Raw genomic sequence first — 17,842 nt, forward strand, 5'->3', positions numbered from 1 at the left:
TCTCACTTTAGGCATTAAAAACAAGCTCCGAGTTCAAAATAGGGAAACTGCCCCGAAGCTTTCAAATGGCTTTGGGGCAATCTAAACAAACCACAAAAGCCGCAAGTCTCCAATAACCCCGGAGATTTACGGCTTTTGTGGTTTGAATTATGAACTTGGTGAACCTATGACTCATGCAATTGCGCTGGCTTCTGGTGCCGCCGACTTATGAATACCAAAGACAATGCAATTACCGTGAGGATGATCCCAAGCATTTGAAATCCCTTGAAGCTAAACGTACCTCCCATAACAATAGCTATCAATAATGAAGAGATAATGGTTCCCAGATATCTTGATGTGTTAAATAATCCGGATGCTACACCGATTATTTCTTTTGGAGAACTTTGGAACAGGGCTGCTTGCATACCTACATTGTTCAAACCGTTGCTAATACCGAATGCAGCTAAAGCCAAACACACGCTGATAACCGGTGAAGTTGGATTCAATGTCACGAGCCACACTGACCCCAATGTCATCAGAATTGCGGACACCAGCAATGCCGGTCTGGGTCCTGATTTATCAATCCATTGTCCTGCAAATGGAGAAGTAATTAGCGAGCACAAGCCTAAGCTTAGCATGAGAATGCCTGTTTGGAACTCGCTGACATGACGTACCATTTGCAAGTAGGACGGAAGCCCGAAAAAGAGCGAGTAATATAGTACGTTAACGAGCATGAATTCGACATTAATCCAAATCATCGCAGGGTAACTGGCGAATGTGCGTAAAGGAATAAAGGGTGATGTCGCTTTTAACTCATGTCGTACGAATGCCCCCAGCGCAACGAAGCCTATCAGCCCGACAATGACATTTCCTAATGAGATATGCCCAGATGATTTTGCCGAGAGTAACCCAACTAGCAGGGCAACCAGACCCAATGTGAAGAGCAGAATCCCTGTTGCATCAATCAAATCAAACCATTTACGAAAAGACATGTTGCGTGCTACGGATGTTGGCAGTTCGTCCTTAGGAATATTCCTCCAAGCCAATACAAAGCTGGCCACCACAAACGGAATATTGATGAAAAAGATAGCAGGCCAATTCCACCAATGAATCAAGACCCCGCCAATAAAGGGGCCAATTGCTGCTGCTCCAGATAGGAATATGGACAAAACAGACAACGCAGTTGCTTGTTTCTCTGTAATATGAATTCGAACAATAGCCATTCCAACTCCAACCATCATGCTTGTTCCGATGGATTGCACAATGCGGAACATGATGAGCCACCCGAAATTTGGTGATAATGGAGCTAATAATGATGCAATGAAGGCTACAACAAGCCCGGTAAGAAATATTTTCCTACGACCGAATAAATCGCTCGCTTTTCCCATGACAGGTTGAGCGATGCTACTTGCAATGTAGAAAGAAAAAATAATCCAGGAAACACCTGTAAAGTCAAGATGGAACACATTTTGTAGACTTGGAATAGCAACAGAAACCATCGAAGAATTTAATGGGTTCAATAGTATCCCTAGACCAACCGAAATCATTAACCACCAGCTGCGAACGCTCATTTCTGGTCCCCCCATAGCGAATTAATGTCATCGTACTTGAAATCGATTATTTATTCCAACGCATTTGATGTTATAATCTCATTGACTTGAGGGAATGAATGGAGGGCATAATGGAACTTCTTCAACTGCAATATTTTCTGACGGTAGCTCGTTTGGAACATGTGACCGAGGCTGCACGAAGTCTACACGTTACTCAATCGTCGCTGAGCAAAACGATTCAGCGTCTGGAGGAAGATCTGGGGGTTCCTCTCTTCGATCGAACAGGAAGGAAACTGCGATTAAATGAGTTCGGAAGCAGATTCCTTCACCGCGCAGAGAGGGCTTTATTTGAATTGGAGCAGGGGAAGCAGGAGCTTAGCGATTTATCCAGCCCGGAATATGGCACTCTCGAATTGGCGGTGACCACCGCAAGCACATTACCCAATATCCTGCGAGAGTTTCGGAAAAAGCGACCCTATATTCAGTTTCATGTGCAAATGCTGACCACACAGGAAATGGTAACGCTTCTTCATAGAGGTGAGGTCGATTTTTGCTTGTCCTCACCTCCAATAGAGGGGGATAACATCGAATGCCAGATCGTGTTTATCGACCCAATCCTTGTAGCTGTTCCAAAGGGGCATCGGCTGGCAGATCGAAGCAGTGTAACATTGACAGATCTAAGGGATGAATGGTTTGTTGGTGTAAAGAGTGGCTACGGTACTCGCGATTTAGTGGACTCTGTATGCAAATCGGAAGGATTTGTACCTAAATATGTGTATGAGGGGGATGAACCTGCAAGGCTTAGTACGCTTGTGGAAGCTGAAATTGGCATAGCCTTCATACCAAGCACGGCAAGAAACTCACGGGAACATCTTAAATATCTTCAAGTAGAAAATCACGAATTGGTACGGGAGATCGCTTTATTATGGCACAGGAGTCGGTATATTTCGCGGGCTGCTCTGGAATTCCGTGAGGTAGTTGTAGAATATTTCGGAGCAATATCCAAACAGACAATATAATCCCATATATAAGCGAAATAAAAAACATTAACAGAAGCGGTAGCGTAGGACATGTTAACCAAACGTCCTAAGCGGCCGCTTATTCTTTTATTCAACTGCAAAATTTGTAATTTCGATTTGTACGCTGCCATACACACATGCCCAGCTATTGAAGGAGTTTTTTAGATTGTACTAACCCATCCTTCTCAGCTGGCGAAACTGCTCCGGTGTGATGCCTGTATGCTCCCGAAATCTCTTGATAAAATAGCTGCTTTGATGAAAGCCAGTTTCCAGTGCAATCTGCTTTACAGTGAGTGCCGTGGATACAAGGAGATGTTTGGCCAGCGTTATTCGGCATTGGAGCAAATATTGAGCTGGGGTGCTGCCCATGATCTGATGGAAGAGCCGGCTAAAATGAAAGGAGCTATAACCTGACGTCGCAGCCATTGTCTTCAAATCGAGCATGTTCCGACAATGCATACGAATATATTCCGCCGTATGACGAATCCTCTCATGGACGGTGCCGCCGGGAGAGGTGCCGAAAATTTGGTGGGAATGGTGGACGATCTCCAGAAGAACTTCATAAAGCAGGGAAGAGATCCGTACATCATAGTCGTGACGGTAAGTTTGGGCAAGTTGCAGCATTTCTTCCATCAGTGGCTTTAAACGTTCTGGTCGGTGGAGCGAGAACAGATACGGTTCGTGAATGCTTCGACCTTGTAATAGCGAATCTACGTCCTGCCCGTCGAAATGAATCCATCGAACATCCCAGGGATCCTCGGGTTTTGTTCGATATTGCTGCGTCGTATGCTTGTCGAAAAGAAAGCCCATGCCAGGGGTAAGCTCGATTTCCTTCCCATCATGCACAATAGCGCCTTTGCCTGCAAAAATGATATGTAAATTGTAATCTTTCAGTAATCCTGCATTCCTTCGCTCCCCATGAGTGGGGAAGTTCTTGTAATGCCCTAACGATTCGGGAAACAGTATACCTTTTAGAATGGGTGAAGGAAGATAACAATCTATTTTAATCATGTATCCATCTCCTTGAGTAAGTTAGCAAAAAAGTAATTCAATTAGCAAAATCGAGTTATTCTAATCCTTTTATTCTTATATTACAATAGATACGATTATCAGAGAATCACATTTTTGTACTATCACTTCTACTGAAGGAGAATTGGAGCATGCCGAAATCCTTATCTTTAGATCGCTTTCATTTAGGAGCTTGTTATTATCCTGAACACTGGGACGAATCGTTGTGGTCGGACGATCTCATAAGAATGAAGGAACTGGGCTTCAGCATCATTCGGATTGGAGAATTTGCTTGGTCGATCTTCGAGCCGGAGGAAGGAAAGTTCGAATTCACGCTGTTTGACCGTTTCTTGGAGCAGGCAGACGCGAACGGGATTCAAGTGATCATGGGCACACCAACAGCTACGCCACCGGCATGGCTTACTTATAAGTATCCCGAGGTGCTGAACGTATCCATGGAAGGGGTCACGTTCCAACACGGTCAGCGTCGGCATTATAACTACAGCAGTCCCGTTTATTTGGAGCTTTGCGCACGTATTACAAGAGAGATGGCACAACATTACAAAGATCATCCGGCCATCATTGGGTGGCAAATTGATAATGAGCTGAACTGCGAGATAAACGTCTTCTATGCCGAGGCAGATCATCAGGCTTTCCGGCGCTGGCTAGAGGCAAAATACGGTACGTTGGAGCAACTCAACAAGGCCTGGGGGGCTGTATTTTGGAATCAAACTTACGACAGCTGGAATCAGGTCCATCTAACTCGTCCGACCGTATCCGGGTCAACGAATCCTCATCAGGCTTTGGACGAGAAGCGATTTATATCCGATAACACCATTTCGTTTGCCAAGCTACAAGTGGACATAATTCGGTCAGTGGCGCCTAATCAGTGGGTGACAACCAACGGTGTATTCGGGCATTTGGATAGCCATAAAATGACGGATCAACTGCTTGATTTTTTCTCGTACGATTCTTACCCTCAATTCAGTACCATTTATCCGGACCAAGGGGAGAAGCCATTGCTGGATCGCAAGTGGGGGCTTACTTTAAGTAACGTCAGAGGGATGTCACCAAATTTCTGCGTGATGGAGCAGCAATCCGGTCCAGGAGGATGGGTGAACAGGATGGAGATGCCATCTCCGCGCCCGGGGCAGATGCGATTGTGGACCTACCAAAGCATTGCTCACGGGGCAGACATGATTTTGTATTTCCGCTGGAGAACGGCAACGTTTGGTACGGAAATGTACTGGCATGGAATTAATGATTATCACAATCAGCCGAATCGTCGGGTCGCAGAAGCAGGCCGCGTCGGAAAGGAGCTGCAAAAGGTTGGAGGGCGGATTCTTGGCAAACGTTACGTGGCAGAGGTTGCTCTACTTCGTGACTATGATAACGAGTGGGATGGCGAGTTGGATAAATGGTATGGTCCCTTGACAAAGCAAAGTGAGCTCGGCTGGTACAAGGCACTGCAGTATGGACATATACCTTCGGATATGGTTACAATCCGTCCGGGTATGGAATCAGAACAGCTGCGGGAACTGGCCAATTACAAGGTGCTGGTATACACGCATCCGGCGATCCTACGAGACAGTACGGCAGCTATGTTACAGAAATATGTAGAGGATGGGGGCATCCTGATCTTCGGCTGCCGCACCGGTTATAAGAACGAGTTCGGTCACTGCCGCATGCAGCCACTCCCAGGCCCTGCAGCCGCAATGAGCGGCGTCCACGTAGAGGACTTTACGATGATAAATGGGACGGCATCACCTGTATCGGTGCGATTTAAGGATCAAGCTCTTGATTTTTGGGCTCCAGGCTTCAACGATATATTGAATGTTCATGCTGATACGGTAGAAGTACTCGCAGAGTACGCATCAAGCTACTATGAAGGGAAACCGGCCTTGACCCTCAACCGTGTCGGCAAGGGACTGGTCTACTATTGGGGTGCAGCTTTTGACCTAGCATTAGCGGCTGAGCTCCTAAGACAGCTGCCGGTGACATCTCCGCTTGCGGGGTGGTGCAAAGCTCCTTCGACGGTAGAAGTCGCTATTCGTGCGGATGTACAAGAAGAGCTGGTATTTCTACTGAATTACAGCGGAGAAACGGCTCAGGTTAAACTGAGTGTTGAGACGGAGGAACTCCTTTCCGGTAGGAGGCTTACTGGTACCGTACCATTGGAACCGTATGGAGTATGGGTATTAAAGAAAGTTTAAAATGAAGAGAGCATCAGCCGCTGATCTTAATCCGAAGATCAGCGGCTTTTTATTGCATAAAGCAAAGGAATAACGTGTTGCATTTGTATACAGGGTTCCGCTCAAAAATCGCTGTCTTTCCTATGGGTTCTTGAACCAGAGAAATCGGACATGATCGGTATTTAATACAAAATTAATAATTTAATACAATATTATTGACTGTTTCAAAGCATACAAGTAAACTTATTGTAATATAATCACAGTAAATTGAGATGGGTGATGCAATGCTTGAGCTTAGTTTTGATGATCCGGACAAGCTGGTAACGGTTACGCATGCTTTATCCACCCGTTCCCGAGTTGATATTCTCCGCCTCTTGATTTCTAAAAACCTTAATATTGTAGAAATAGCGGAAGCTCTTCAACTTCCGGTGTCTACGGTAGCCAACAATATCAAGGTTCTGGAGGCTGCTAGACTGATTAATACAGAGCTGCTGCCTGCCTCTCGCGGCGCGATGAAGATGTGCAGCCGCAATTATGATGACATTCATATTGCGCTAAATCTTGAAAAAGCAGTACCCAAAGGGGATGTACAGATCTACGAAGTGGACATGCCGATCGGTCATTATAGCGATTGTGAGGTTTCACCGACGTGCGGTATGGCCAATGCAGACGGGATGATCATACGCGAGGACGAACCGGCGAGTTTTTTCCACCCGAAGCATATCGGAGCCCAGATGATATGGTTCCGCAAGGGCTATGTCGAGTATTTAATGCCGCTCGAAATACCGGCAGGAGCGCGAATAGAATCGCTTGAGCTATCGATGGAAATGTGTTCTGAAGCACCAAACTATGACAACAATTGGCCTTCTGATATTTCCTTGTGGGTTAATGGCGTGGAGATTGGCATGTGGACGTGTCCCGGTGATTTTGGAGACAGGCGCGGCAAGCTGAATCCTGCCTGGTGGTATGAGTGGTCTACCCAGTATGGGTTGCTCAAGACCTGGCGAGTAGATAAAGAGAAGACTGCGCTGGATATGGAGAAGGTTTCCTCGGTTACACTGGATCAGCTCAACCTGCAAAACAGCCACAAATTGCGTTTGCGGATCGGAATTAAGCCAGATGCGGTGCATCAAGGTGGGCTCAACCTGTTCGGAAAGCAATTTGGAGATTATGATCAGAATATCAAAATGACTGTGAATTATGTCATGGATTGAGATATTGGTGAAATGGATAGGCTTTAGTTGCAGGTGCTCTGTAGCTAAAGCCTTATTCAGTTTATTAGTTACATAAAATTAACTTGAAAGCGTTGACATTAAAAATGCATCACTATATAATCCCCTAAAGATACAATAATAGTGTAACAAATCGATTTTATTGTTTGTATTTCGAAGCGGAGGTAAAGGATGACGATCGGACCTACAGATGATAGCAATGCACTGTAAAGTCATCAGGCTAAGGTGACTAATTATATATCAAAGGATAGGTGGAAACTGTATGACTACAAACGCTTATATCAAAAATTATCCAAGGCCGCAATTTGTACGTAAAGAGTGGCTGGATTTGAATGGGGTGTGGGATTTCGCCTTCGACGACGGCAAAGTGGGTGAAAGCGAGCAATGGTATCATCATTTTCCGAAGGGAGCCAAAATCCTCGTACCTTTTACTTATGAAACCAAGGCAAGCGGGATCAGAGTCGAGACCTTCCATCCGGTGGTCTGGTACTGCAGGAGCGTGAAGGTCCCGCAGGAGGCAATAGCGAAAAGGACAATTCTACATTTTCAGGGTGTAGATTATAAAGCGAAATGCTGGGTGAACGGATTTATGGCTGGTGAGCATGAAGGAGGTTATGCTGCGTTTTCTTTCGACATCACACCCTATATCACTTACGACTCGGAGAATAGCATCGTGCTTAAAGTGGAGGATAGTCAGAGCTGCACGCAGCCCCGGGGAAAGCAGCGTTGGGTGGATCAAAACTTTGAATGCTTTTATGTACAGAGCACCGGAATCTGGAAAAGTGTGTGGATTGAATATGTGAATGAGATAAGAATCAATGAGGTCAAGATAACACCGGATATCGACCGTCATATGATCCGCTTTGACTTTCAGCTCATGGGTATCAAGGGTAAAGATAATTTACGCCTAGAGACACGGATTACGCTGAAAGGACAGCATGTGAAAAAGGTCAGCCTATCTGCCGACAGGCCCTGGATAACGGTAGAGGTCCATGTATTTCATGAAGCCGGTGGTCCATGGAAGCAGTGTTTGTGGTCACCGGAATCGCCAAACTTGTTCGATGTAGAGTTTATTCTGTATGAGGATGAGAAAGAGTGCGACAGGGTGTATTCTTATTTTGGCATGCGGAAAATATCGATTGAAAACGGACAGGTTCTATTGAATAATGGTCCTCTTTACCAGCGGCTGATTCTGGATCAGGGCTACTGGCCGGAAACACATCTGACTCCGCCGTCTGAAGAAGCTCTTATCGAAGATATCGATAAAATAGCCGCGATGGGATATAACGGGGTTCGTAAACATATGAAGTTGGAAGACCCTCGCTTTTTATATTGGTGTGATGTGAAAGGCATGCTCGTCTGGTCGGAAATGGCGGCGACCTTTGAGTTCAATGATCAGGCGGTTAGCCGTTTTACGAAGGAATGGCTGGAAATCGTGCCGCAGCAGTACAATCATCCGAGCATCATAACTTGGGTCCCGTTCAATGAATCGTGGGGCATATCGACCATTGGACATGATGTAAGGCAGCAACAGTTCACGCAAACCATCTATCATCTGACGAAGACGATTGATCCGTATCGTCCGGTGATTACCAATGACGGATGGGAGCATACAGTCTCGGATATTTTAACCCTTCATGATTATGTGGAGACGGGCGAAGAGTTTTTGGAACGATATCAGGACAAGGAAAGCATTGTAAACAACAGCATCTCCTTTAACAATTGGAAATATGCCTTTGCAGAAGGATATGCCTACCGGGGACAACCAATTATCATAAGCGAATTCGGCGGCATTGCCTTCCAGACGGACATGGGCTGGGGATACGGAAACCAGGTGAATTCAGTCGAAGCTTTTATCGAACGTTTCCGTGCAGTCACCGGAGCAATTAAAGCGACCCCCTATCTCTCGGGCTATTGCTATACACAGGTAACCGATGTACAGCAGGAAGTCAACGGATTGTTGACGGAAGACCGAAAACCGAAGGTTCCGCTTGAAGTGATTCGGGAGATAAATCTGGCTTGAAGCGATAATTAAGATAATAGAATTTCTAGAACGGCTGCATGCTGATGTCCAGTCATTGCTGCATTCCCTGTCGTACAAGGTTTTTGTTACACACAGCTGACGGACGTGGAACAGGGAATCAACGTTCTGCTGACGCACGATAGACACCTGAAGATGCCGACCGAACAAATCAGAGCCATTATGGAAGGCCGCCTTTCCTCTTCGGTTGGAGAATAAGGGGAAGTATATGAATACGGCATCTTCAGTATTTAGAGCTAAATAAACAAAGTGTCACTGCTGTTAACCATAGAGTTTAACTTGGGATAGCAGTGTTGGAAAACAGGACAACTTTTCGCATACAGGATTTTTAGTAGAACACTGGATTTAATTATTTTGGTTTTTTGTTCCCCACTCACACAATCCTTCCAAAACAGGTAATAGCGTTTCTGCTTTATCTGTGAGACTGTACTCGACTTTAGGGGGGACTTGAGGATATTCTTTTCGATTCACCAGACCATCCGCTTCCAATTCTTTTAGTTGTGAACTCAATGTTTTATAAGTAATAGCCCCTATTTGTCTTTTCAGATCATTAAAGCGAACTGTTCGGTTTTCGGCTAGGAGATAAATAATAACCATTTTCCATTTACCACCAATCAATGAAACTGTATAACCAAAAGGTGTATCTTGAATATTTTTAACTTTACCTTTAAATTCAGCCATACTCATGTTTACACTATCCTTTCGGGTAGTACCTATCAAAATAGTGCGTACTACGTTTTTATTTGTGTTCAGTTTATACTAACCTTACTTTTGAAGTAAAGGAGAGAAAAACATGACTAAAAAAACAATACGCCTGTTAATGCCACAATGGCAAGGGGGAAACAATCCTAATTACTCTTTTGGAGCCGAACTGCTTGCTTGGCTAGCTCCGGATAATGAACAACCTCTTATTCATGTTCCAGTTCAAGCTTATAAGGGTACTCCGCTTGAAAACGAAAACGGTATGAATGGGAGAAAACAGCTACTTGAACAGTTAGAGGCTGCTCAGCATATCATTGATGCTCATAAGCCAGATCGCATTGTAATGTTTGGCGGTGACTGCTTAGTGGAACAAGCTCCATTTGCCTATTTGAACGAACGATACGGTGGGAAATTAGGTTTAATTTGGATCGATGCTCACAGTGATTTAGTTAGATATGTAGGCTATGATAACGGACATACATTACCGCTCGGAAATCTTTTGGGAGAAGGAGATGAGGAGTTCGCAAAACATGTGAAAATCCCACTAAAACCTGAAAATGTCTTTATCGCGGGATTAGCGGCTCCTACAGAACAAGAATCAGAAGTCATTTCAGAAGCGTTTCAAAGACTAGATATAGCTCCTGTAGAATCAGACACAGAAATGATTCAAAGACTAGGAATTAAAACTGCAGGAACCAAAGAGTTAACGAATAGTACTGAATCTATAAGAGAGTGGATTAAAGAAAGTGGCATTAAGCACCTAGCTATTCACCTTGATTTAGATGTGCTTGACCCAAAAGCATTTCGTTCTTTATTATTCGCCAACCCTGAAGCACCTTATAATTTTTCTCCTGCGGGAACAATGCAAATGCCTCAGCTACTTAATCTGATTAAAGAACTATCTGAAGAAACAGATGTAGTTGGATTAGGTATAACGGAGCATATGCCGTGGGATTCTATTAACTTAAAGAATCTGCTTGGAGAGATACCTATTTTAATATCTTAGGATAATCGTTTATTATTTTTATATTATCTTTCTTAAAAGGACAATCAAGGAGAAGTGGTCGTACGATTTCAGGAAAGATAGGGCGATTGAATATAAAATATAAATTAAAATGAGGGAGTTGACCTGTAGGGGTATGGTCTTTTTATCAGTTTGTCTGTTTGTACTCCGCTTATACTTTTCGGAAGCTACACATTAGGCGAATATCCCTATAATAATGGATTCTTAAAACTAAAATTACAGGAGCGTCTTAGTATGTCAAAATACGTTGAAATCGGTTACCCAATATATGAAGGAATGCCTGTTTATCCAGGATTGCCAGAAGTGAAGTTAGAGCCTAGAGAGCGTTTGGACAAAGGGGATGCCTGGAATGGAAGTGTGTTAAGTATGTATCTTCATGTCGGCACCCATGTCGATGCACCGTGGCATCATTTAAATAACGGTAAGGGAATAGATGCTGTTCCGATTGAAGAATTCATCTATCGAAATGCTTCAGGAATATGAAGAGCTGCATGAAGCGGATATTCTCATCTTTAATACAAGCTATTGGAAACACCGAGATACGGATTTTGAGAAATACGCTAATAATTTCCCAGCCGTCTCTCCCAAAGCAGCGGAATTCATCCGTAAAAATTTGCCGAACTGCAAAGCTGTGGCCATTGATACCATGAGCATTGAAAATCTGGAAGAAGCCAAAAGAAACGGCTATTTTGTTCACCATGCCTTCTTAGACCATGAAAAATATGAAGAGCCGACAATGCTCATTTACGAAGACATAAACCCTGCACCATTAATTGGTAAAAAGATATTATCTGCTTTCACAGCACCACTTCGCATTAAAAATCACGATGCATCTATGGTTAACATCATTGTTGAAGTTGAAGAATAAAAGCTAACGAGGAACAATAGGTTTATCGAACACAGGTGCAGACTTCAGCACTGCAAGGAGAGACAACAACATATACGCATAAGAAGTCGCCATTTTGGCGGCTTTTTTGTTTTAGCGAAAATCTACGCTAAGCCTTCAGATGTAATCAACTTATTTTGATAGACGTTGGTTAGCCGCTATTTATTTCTTTTGATTTTTATAACATGGCGTGTCAAATGTGCGGGCATAAAGTCTTCTATATAGCACATAATAACAATAATTTGAAAAGAATATTTTCATAAGAATGAAAAGGAAAATATTACTTTAAGCATATTCTTATCTCTAACATTCTTTGTGAAGTTGAATGATAGTTGTTATAAGAACTATTTTTTACTCTTTTAGAACTATTTTAATCTATTCATTTGAGGTCGATATAATTGAGGTGCTTTTATTCGTAAAAATCAAATTTTTATAAGGAGTTGGTATCAACTCGCTAGAATGAAAAATAATGTAGCTTGCAATCAGAAGTGTCATAGGGAGAAATATCACAGTGAAATCAATTAAATGAATACGATGGTAAAAATCGACCAGTCGTTCCTTTAGAGAAGAGGTGGTACATAAGAATATTGGGGATTCTGTTAATCGCTTCGACTTTCTCACAGACAGCATCTGCACATACGGTGAATCCTAATGGACAAGCCACAACCAAGGAAGTGATGAACTGGCTCGCTAATCTGTCATCGGAAAATCGCGTAGTGTCAGGAGCATTCGGCGGGTACACAAATGCGTCATTTTCTATGACCGAAGCTAATCGAATTGAAAATGCAACAGGACAGTCCCCTGCCGTGTATGGCTGTGATTATTCAAGAGGATGGATGGAGACTTCTAATATTGCCGATTCGATCGATTATAGTTGTAACACCGATTCAATCTCTCATTGGAAGAACGGAGGTATACCTCAGATCAGTATGCATCTGGCTAACCCTGCGTTTAACTCTGGAAATTATAAAACCCCAATCTCAAACAGTCAGTATGAAAGAATCCTAGACTCATCAACTGAAGAGGGCCAGCGATTAGACGCTATGTTAAGCAAAATTGCCGATGGCCTTCAGCAGTTAGAAGATGAAGGTGTTCCTGTTCTTTTCAGACCTCTTCACGAAATGAATGGAGAATGGTTCTGGTGGGGACTCACCGACTATAACCAAGAGGATAGCGAACGTATCACTTTATATCAACAGCTTTATAAAAAAGTCTATCATTATATGACCGATACAAGAGGATTGGACAACCTGATATGGGTATACGCACCAGACGCCAACCGAAACTTTAAGACAGACTTTTACCCTGGATCTTCATATGTTGATATTGTTGGATTAGACGCTTATTTCTCAGATCCTTATTCGATTCAAGGATATGACGAGTTAACAGCTCTTGATAAGCCTTTTGCTTTCACAGAAGTCGGTCCGCAGGCAACCAATGGTAGTATGGATTATTCTTTATTTATCAATGCCATCAAAGAAAAATATCCGAAAACCATTTATTTCTTAGCTTGGGATGAGGGATGGAGCCCCGCAGCTAATAAAGGTGCCTACAATCTTTATAATGATGGTTGGACACTGAATAAGGGGGAAATGTGGGAAGGCAGTTCACTTGCATCATTTGCTGAATAATTGATCATTAGTTCATTAAACAGGACTATGAAGAATACAAGTTCTTCATAGTCTCTTAAAAAACATGTCCTTTAGGGAGTTACAATAACAGCTAATGTATGAACATGATAATATTTTTTATATCACTTACATAACTATTTCTCGGAAACTAGCGGTTCAGCCGATAAGTAGCCTTCTTACACACCTTCCAATCTTTCGGGCGCATCACCGATATTTCTAATTATTTGTGTTGTATTATATGTACTAAATCCTCTTTTCGGAAGGCAAAGGCCGATTTCTAGTATGTTAAGGAGAAATCGGCTGTTTTTTAAAAATTGTTCCCAGTGCAGCGCTTGAGTAGCGCCGTCTGCTCAATTAATGCAATCTCCAGCAAACCCAGAATACATGAAGCCATGCTCCCAGCTATTCCTTTGAAACGGTTTGGAACCCCTGAATTATTACAAAAATCCAACGAATTTAGTTTTATGAATGAACAGAGCTGAGAAATGACAACTTAAGAAAGTAGTATACATCACAATTTCCAAAGGAGGATATCTGTTATGGCTCACCAGAAGAAAAGGAAAGAAGCAGCCTGGAAGTCACGAAAGCAAGAACAGCATCCCCATGGTAAAGTCAAATCGCTCAAGGAGCTGTCCAGCGAATAGGAGTGAGGAGTATACTGCTTGGAAGAAGGACTGTCGGTGAAATTCACCGGCAGCCTTCTTTTTGCAATAATTTCGCTTACATAAAGAATTCCCTTAATGCTGCAACTGGATTTACTAACAACCATCTAGCTATTGCTTGTAAGCTTTTCAGATTGCGGACCTCATTAGGATGAAAACACCGATACAGCGTTCTACCATAGAGAGTATCTTCTTAAATTCGTTTTTCTGAAGGTTGTCAGTTCCGGCTAAAAATTGAAGCATCTCCTGTCCAGGAGATGCTTCTTCTACGTTATGATTGGGTAGTCTGAGATAAGCTGATTTATCAGGATACGATTGAATTCAGGAGACCCTGCTTCACCTGATCCGACAGTGGCATAAGTGGCAGACGCAATTGCTCGGCGGCAATAATCTCTTTCTGGGTAAGCCACCACTTGATCGCGGCCGGGGCTGGCTCTGCAAATACATGCTGGATCACCGGTTCCAGTAGCATGAAACTGTCTCGCGACCCGTTCATGTCGCCAGCCACAAAACGTTGGTATATATCCACATACTCCTGGATATTGAGATGAGCGGATGCAAGCATACCACCGGCAGCTCCCTGGCATAGCATGGCATGGAAATAGGCATCCTCTCCGCAGAGGACAGGCTTGGTCTCGTACTGGGTCAATTTTAAAAGCAGATCAAGACCGCCCGTGCTGTCCTTGAGCCCAATTACGCCATCCAGGTCCAGCACTTTGCGTATTGTATCTATTGTCATGCGACTGCCCGTGCGAACAGGAATCTCATATACAAGCACAGGCAGGCCTACACGAGATACGACACGGAAATGCTCCAAGATTCCTTCCTGCGTCGGCCGGTTGTAATACGGAGTGACCACCATGGCTGCATCCGCTCCTAATTCAGCCGCCATTTCCGTCCGATGCACCGTTGAATAAGTATCGTTCGTTCCCGTGCCAATGACGATCGGAATGGTTTTGTTCATGCTCTTCAGAACATCCTGCGTCACCTGTACCATTTGCTTCACTTCATCCCAGGATACGGTTGGCGACTCTCCTGTCGTACCGTTAACGACCAGACCCTGGATGTCATGGCCTGCAAGATAGGTAACATACTTCCGGTACGAATCGATGTCCAACTTATAGTCACGTGTAAAAGGTGTAATCAGCGGTATGAAAATCCCACGAATATGTTGTTCGTTCATCATCATCAGTTATCCCTTCCCGTTGAATTAAATCTAATGTAACATAGGAGACAGCATCAGAGTTATCTATAATAAACGATGATTCTAATCAAAATTTCCGATGGGGTGGCCAGATTGGATTTCATTTATCTTCAAACATTTCGGGAAGTTGCCATTCGTGAAAGCTTTACAAGAGCAGCAGAAGTGCTCGGTTACGCACAATCCAGCGTCACGACCCAGATTCAAAAGCTGGAGAAAACGTATCAAGTCAAATTGTTCGAGCGCTACAGCAACAACAAGATTCGTCTTACCTCCGCCGGGGAAGAGCTATTCAAGCTTGCCGGACAAATGCTGGAGCTTTTTGAGCAATCGAAAGAAAAATTGGCTAAGCAGGGCGGGGGCTCCATGACGATCGGTACTATGGATTCCATCGCTTCGTATTTTCTGCCGCCGTATATGCAGGCGACTCGCAAAGAATACCCTGATCTGAACATACGATTGCATACGGATCGCGAAGAGATGATTTTGCACCAGGTCAGGGAAGGGGAGGCCGATGTCGGGCTGATCCTCGCGGACGATTCAAGCAATCCAGCCTTGCAGTGGATTACGATTCGAGAAGAACCGCTTGTGCTGATTGTCCATCCAAACCATCCGCTTATCGCTAAAGAGCGAATCAGCCTGGATGATCTGGTAGATGCGGAGTGGATTATGCCCGAGCATACGTGCAACTACAGACAACTGTTGGAGAGAGTGCTTCGAGCAAATGGAATCACCTATCGCGTGAGCCTGGAGCTGGGTAATCCCGAAGCGATCAAACGGAGCATCAAAACTGGAGAGGGTATATCCATTCTACCTCTAATGGCTGCGCTGGAGGAGATTGAACGGGAAGAGCTAAAGGTGTTACCCTTTGAGCATGCCGAGCTCAAGCTGGAAATTCAGCTTGTTCTTCATCCCAAGAAGTGGGTGTCCAATGCATTGAGCTTTTTTATGGAGAGCATGAGAATGTAGATTTACCTCCACATCAAAATTAATATACAGTACGAGCGCTTCCTAGTGGATACCAGAAGCGCTCACAGTTTAACGTGCCGAAGAGGATGAGAACTTAGAATGAAAAGAGAAAGCAAAGTTTATTCAAATCATCCACGTATTTTTTTGAAAAATAAGCAATCCATATTTGCATTCAAAACTTGACAGCAAGTAATTTTTTCACTAAATTAAATGCATGCGCATGTTTTTTTAATTTGGTAATGTGCTAAAACCATTCGGTTACTTAATATTTAATTAGAACAAGATGTCAATGCAGAAGTTCAGTCATTGGTGAATTTCACCATAGACCATTTGGGCCGTGCAGATACATTAATTAATTGCGCAGGCTGCTGCGGAGAATATCACCTATGGCAGTATCCCTCGTGAGGATGTAGCCCGTGCCATTGTGGCAGCTTTAGATGAGAAGAACACATACAAGCGAGCTTTTGATCTGATTACTGGTGACGATTCAGTTGTTGATGCATTGCAAAAAATCTGAAGATGAGGACCAACGAGTAAATGGCGTATTTTACTTTGAAGTTTTGAAATCATACCTAAAGTTGACAAATGAAACAAACATGTTAATATATATGCTTGTGCATGCATTTGATTGATGTATTCATAATATAACTCAGAGAGGAGTCTTTCTCACATGAAAGATTTATTTAGTCCCTATACAATTAAAGGTTTGGAATTGAAAAATCGCGTAGTTATGCCTCCAATGTGCCAATATTCGGTTGACAAAAAGGATGGGATCGCCACAGATTGGCATTATATACACTACGTTAGCCGAGCGGTAGGCGGAGCTGGTTTTATCATGATTGAAATGACAGATGTAGAGCCGGATGGTCGTATCTCCGATTTTGATCTTGGTTTATGGTCAGATGAGCAGATTCCTGCTCTCAAACGGATTGTAGATGCTTGTCACAGCTACGGTGCCAAAGTGGGAATCCAGATCGCGCATGCCGGACGCAAGGCGGAAGATGCTGAAGTTCCTGTAGCGCCATCTGCCATTGCATTTGATGAAAATTCAAAACAACCTCGCGCGCTTACAACAGAAGAGGTTAAAGGACTAGTTGAGAAATTTCGTGCTGCTGTAGCTCGCGCTGTCAAGGCTGGATTCGACACCATTGAAATTCATGGTGCACATGGCTATTTGATTCATCAATTTCATTCGCCGCTTACGAACAAACGGGAAGATAGATACGGTAAAGACCTTACCCTTTTTGGTCGGGAGATCATTCAGGCAGCGAAGGGCGAGATGCCGGAAGATATGCCGCTCTTGATGCGTATTTCTGCCAAAGAATACGTAGAAGGTGGATATGGTATTAAGGAAAGCATTGCTTTTGCCAAGGAATATCAAAAGGCAGGAGTAGATATGTTTGATATTTCATCTGGCGGTGAGGGACCTATAGCTGCATGGGGCAGACCAGGAACTCACGCAGCGTATCAAGTCCCCTTGGCAAAAGAAATCAAAGAAGCTCTGGATATTCCGGTGATGGCCGTTGGAAGACTAGAAGATCCAATTTTGGCGAATGCAGTTATCGGAAATGAAGAGGCCGATCTGGTTGCTGTGGGTAGAGGGATGTTGAGAAATCCTTATTGGTCACTGGAAGCCGCATCAAAATTGAAAAAAGAAACTGCATTCCCTACACAGTATACTACAGGGTTCTAAGACCGACTGTATGCATTATTGGTTGATCCTGCTTGGGTCAGCAAAATTCGGGA

At 43.6% G+C, this 17,842-nt stretch carries 15 protein-coding genes; 11 read left to right on the plus strand and 4 right to left on the minus strand.

Features of this window, described 5'->3' with window-relative positions; all coding sequences use genetic code 11:
- Positions 1-164 precede the first annotated feature (164 nt).
- Positions 165-1,550 (minus strand): MFS transporter, encoded by a 1,386-nt coding sequence (locus BM358_RS10455; RefSeq protein WP_028541293.1) that lies wholly within the window; start codon positions 1,548-1,550, stop codon positions 165-167.
- 110 nt (positions 1,551-1,660) lie between these two features.
- On the opposite strand from BM358_RS10455, the gene BM358_RS10460 reads away from it, so the two are divergent.
- Entirely contained in the window at positions 1,661-2,548 is an 888-nt protein-coding gene (locus tag BM358_RS10460; RefSeq protein ID WP_028541292.1) for a LysR family transcriptional regulator, read from the plus strand.
- A 171-nt stretch (positions 2,549-2,719) separates the two neighbouring features.
- On the opposite strand, the gene BM358_RS10465 is transcribed toward BM358_RS10460, so the two are convergent.
- Complete coding sequence (locus BM358_RS10465) at positions 2,720-3,559, minus strand: AraC family transcriptional regulator (protein ID WP_049828396.1); 840 nt, start codon at positions 3,557-3,559, stop codon at positions 2,720-2,722.
- Positions 3,560-3,708: 149 nt separating this feature from the next.
- On the opposite strand from BM358_RS10465, the gene BM358_RS10470 reads away from it, so the two are divergent.
- The 3 genes from BM358_RS10470 (at position 3,709) to BM358_RS10480 (ending at position 9,003) form a co-directional block, all read left to right on the plus strand.
- Positions 3,709-5,769, plus strand: a complete 2,061-nt coding sequence (locus BM358_RS10470; RefSeq protein ID WP_028541290.1) for a beta-galactosidase — start codon at positions 3,709-3,711, stop codon at positions 5,767-5,769.
- 263 nt (positions 5,770-6,032) lie between these two features.
- Complete coding sequence (locus BM358_RS10475) at positions 6,033-6,962, plus strand: ArsR/SmtB family transcription factor (protein ID WP_023988598.1); 930 nt, start codon at positions 6,033-6,035, stop codon at positions 6,960-6,962.
- Positions 6,963-7,242: 280 nt separating this feature from the next.
- Positions 7,243-9,003, plus strand: a complete 1,761-nt coding sequence (locus BM358_RS10480; RefSeq protein ID WP_028541289.1) for a glycoside hydrolase family 2 protein — start codon at positions 7,243-7,245, stop codon at positions 9,001-9,003.
- A gap of 363 nt (positions 9,004-9,366) precedes the next feature.
- Here BM358_RS10480 and BM358_RS10485 read toward each other — a convergent pair whose 3' ends face one another.
- A complete protein-coding gene (locus BM358_RS10485; RefSeq protein WP_013310350.1) occupies positions 9,367-9,708 on the minus strand; it encodes a winged helix-turn-helix transcriptional regulator in 342 nt (113 codons plus the stop codon).
- Between the two features lie 106 nt (positions 9,709-9,814).
- Between BM358_RS10485 and BM358_RS10490 the strand changes: the two genes are divergently transcribed.
- The 5 genes from BM358_RS10490 (at position 9,815) to BM358_RS26790 (ending at position 13,908) form a co-directional block, all read left to right on the plus strand.
- Positions 9,815-10,729, plus strand: a complete 915-nt coding sequence (locus BM358_RS10490; protein WP_023988600.1) for an arginase family protein — start codon at positions 9,815-9,817, stop codon at positions 10,727-10,729.
- 252 nt (positions 10,730-10,981) lie between these two features.
- Entirely contained in the window at positions 10,982-11,230 is a 249-nt protein-coding gene (locus BM358_RS26785) for a cyclase family protein (protein ID WP_023988601.1), read from the plus strand.
- Positions 11,193-11,615, plus strand: a complete 423-nt coding sequence (locus BM358_RS10495) for a cyclase family protein (protein WP_250637742.1) — start codon at positions 11,193-11,195, stop codon at positions 11,613-11,615. Before BM358_RS26785 ends, BM358_RS10495 begins: the two co-directional genes overlap by 38 nt.
- Positions 11,616-12,211: 596 nt before the next feature.
- Entirely contained in the window at positions 12,212-13,264 is a 1,053-nt protein-coding gene (locus BM358_RS10500) for a glycosyl hydrolase (protein ID WP_028541288.1), read from the plus strand.
- A gap of 539 nt (positions 13,265-13,803) precedes the next feature.
- Positions 13,804-13,908, plus strand: a complete 105-nt coding sequence (locus BM358_RS26790; RefSeq protein WP_023988604.1) for a DUF6254 family protein — start codon at positions 13,804-13,806, stop codon at positions 13,906-13,908.
- Positions 13,909-14,230: 322 nt separating this feature from the next.
- On the opposite strand, the gene dapA is transcribed toward BM358_RS26790, so the two are convergent.
- Positions 14,231-15,112, minus strand: a complete 882-nt coding sequence (gene dapA / locus BM358_RS10505; RefSeq protein WP_028541287.1) for a 4-hydroxy-tetrahydrodipicolinate synthase — start codon at positions 15,110-15,112, stop codon at positions 14,231-14,233.
- 102 nt (positions 15,113-15,214) lie between these two features.
- Between dapA and BM358_RS10510 the strand changes: the two genes are divergently transcribed.
- Positions 15,215-16,096 (plus strand): LysR family transcriptional regulator, encoded by an 882-nt coding sequence (locus BM358_RS10510; protein WP_371263076.1) that lies wholly within the window; start codon positions 15,215-15,217, stop codon positions 16,094-16,096.
- 670 nt (positions 16,097-16,766) lie between these two features.
- Entirely contained in the window at positions 16,767-17,789 is a 1,023-nt protein-coding gene (locus BM358_RS10520; RefSeq protein WP_023988607.1) for an NADH:flavin oxidoreductase/NADH oxidase, read from the plus strand.
- Positions 17,790-17,842 lie beyond the last annotated feature (53 nt).

Source organism: Paenibacillus sp. cl130 (assembly GCF_900116035.1).
GTDB lineage: Bacteria > Bacillota > Bacilli > Paenibacillales > Paenibacillaceae > Paenibacillus > Paenibacillus polymyxa_B.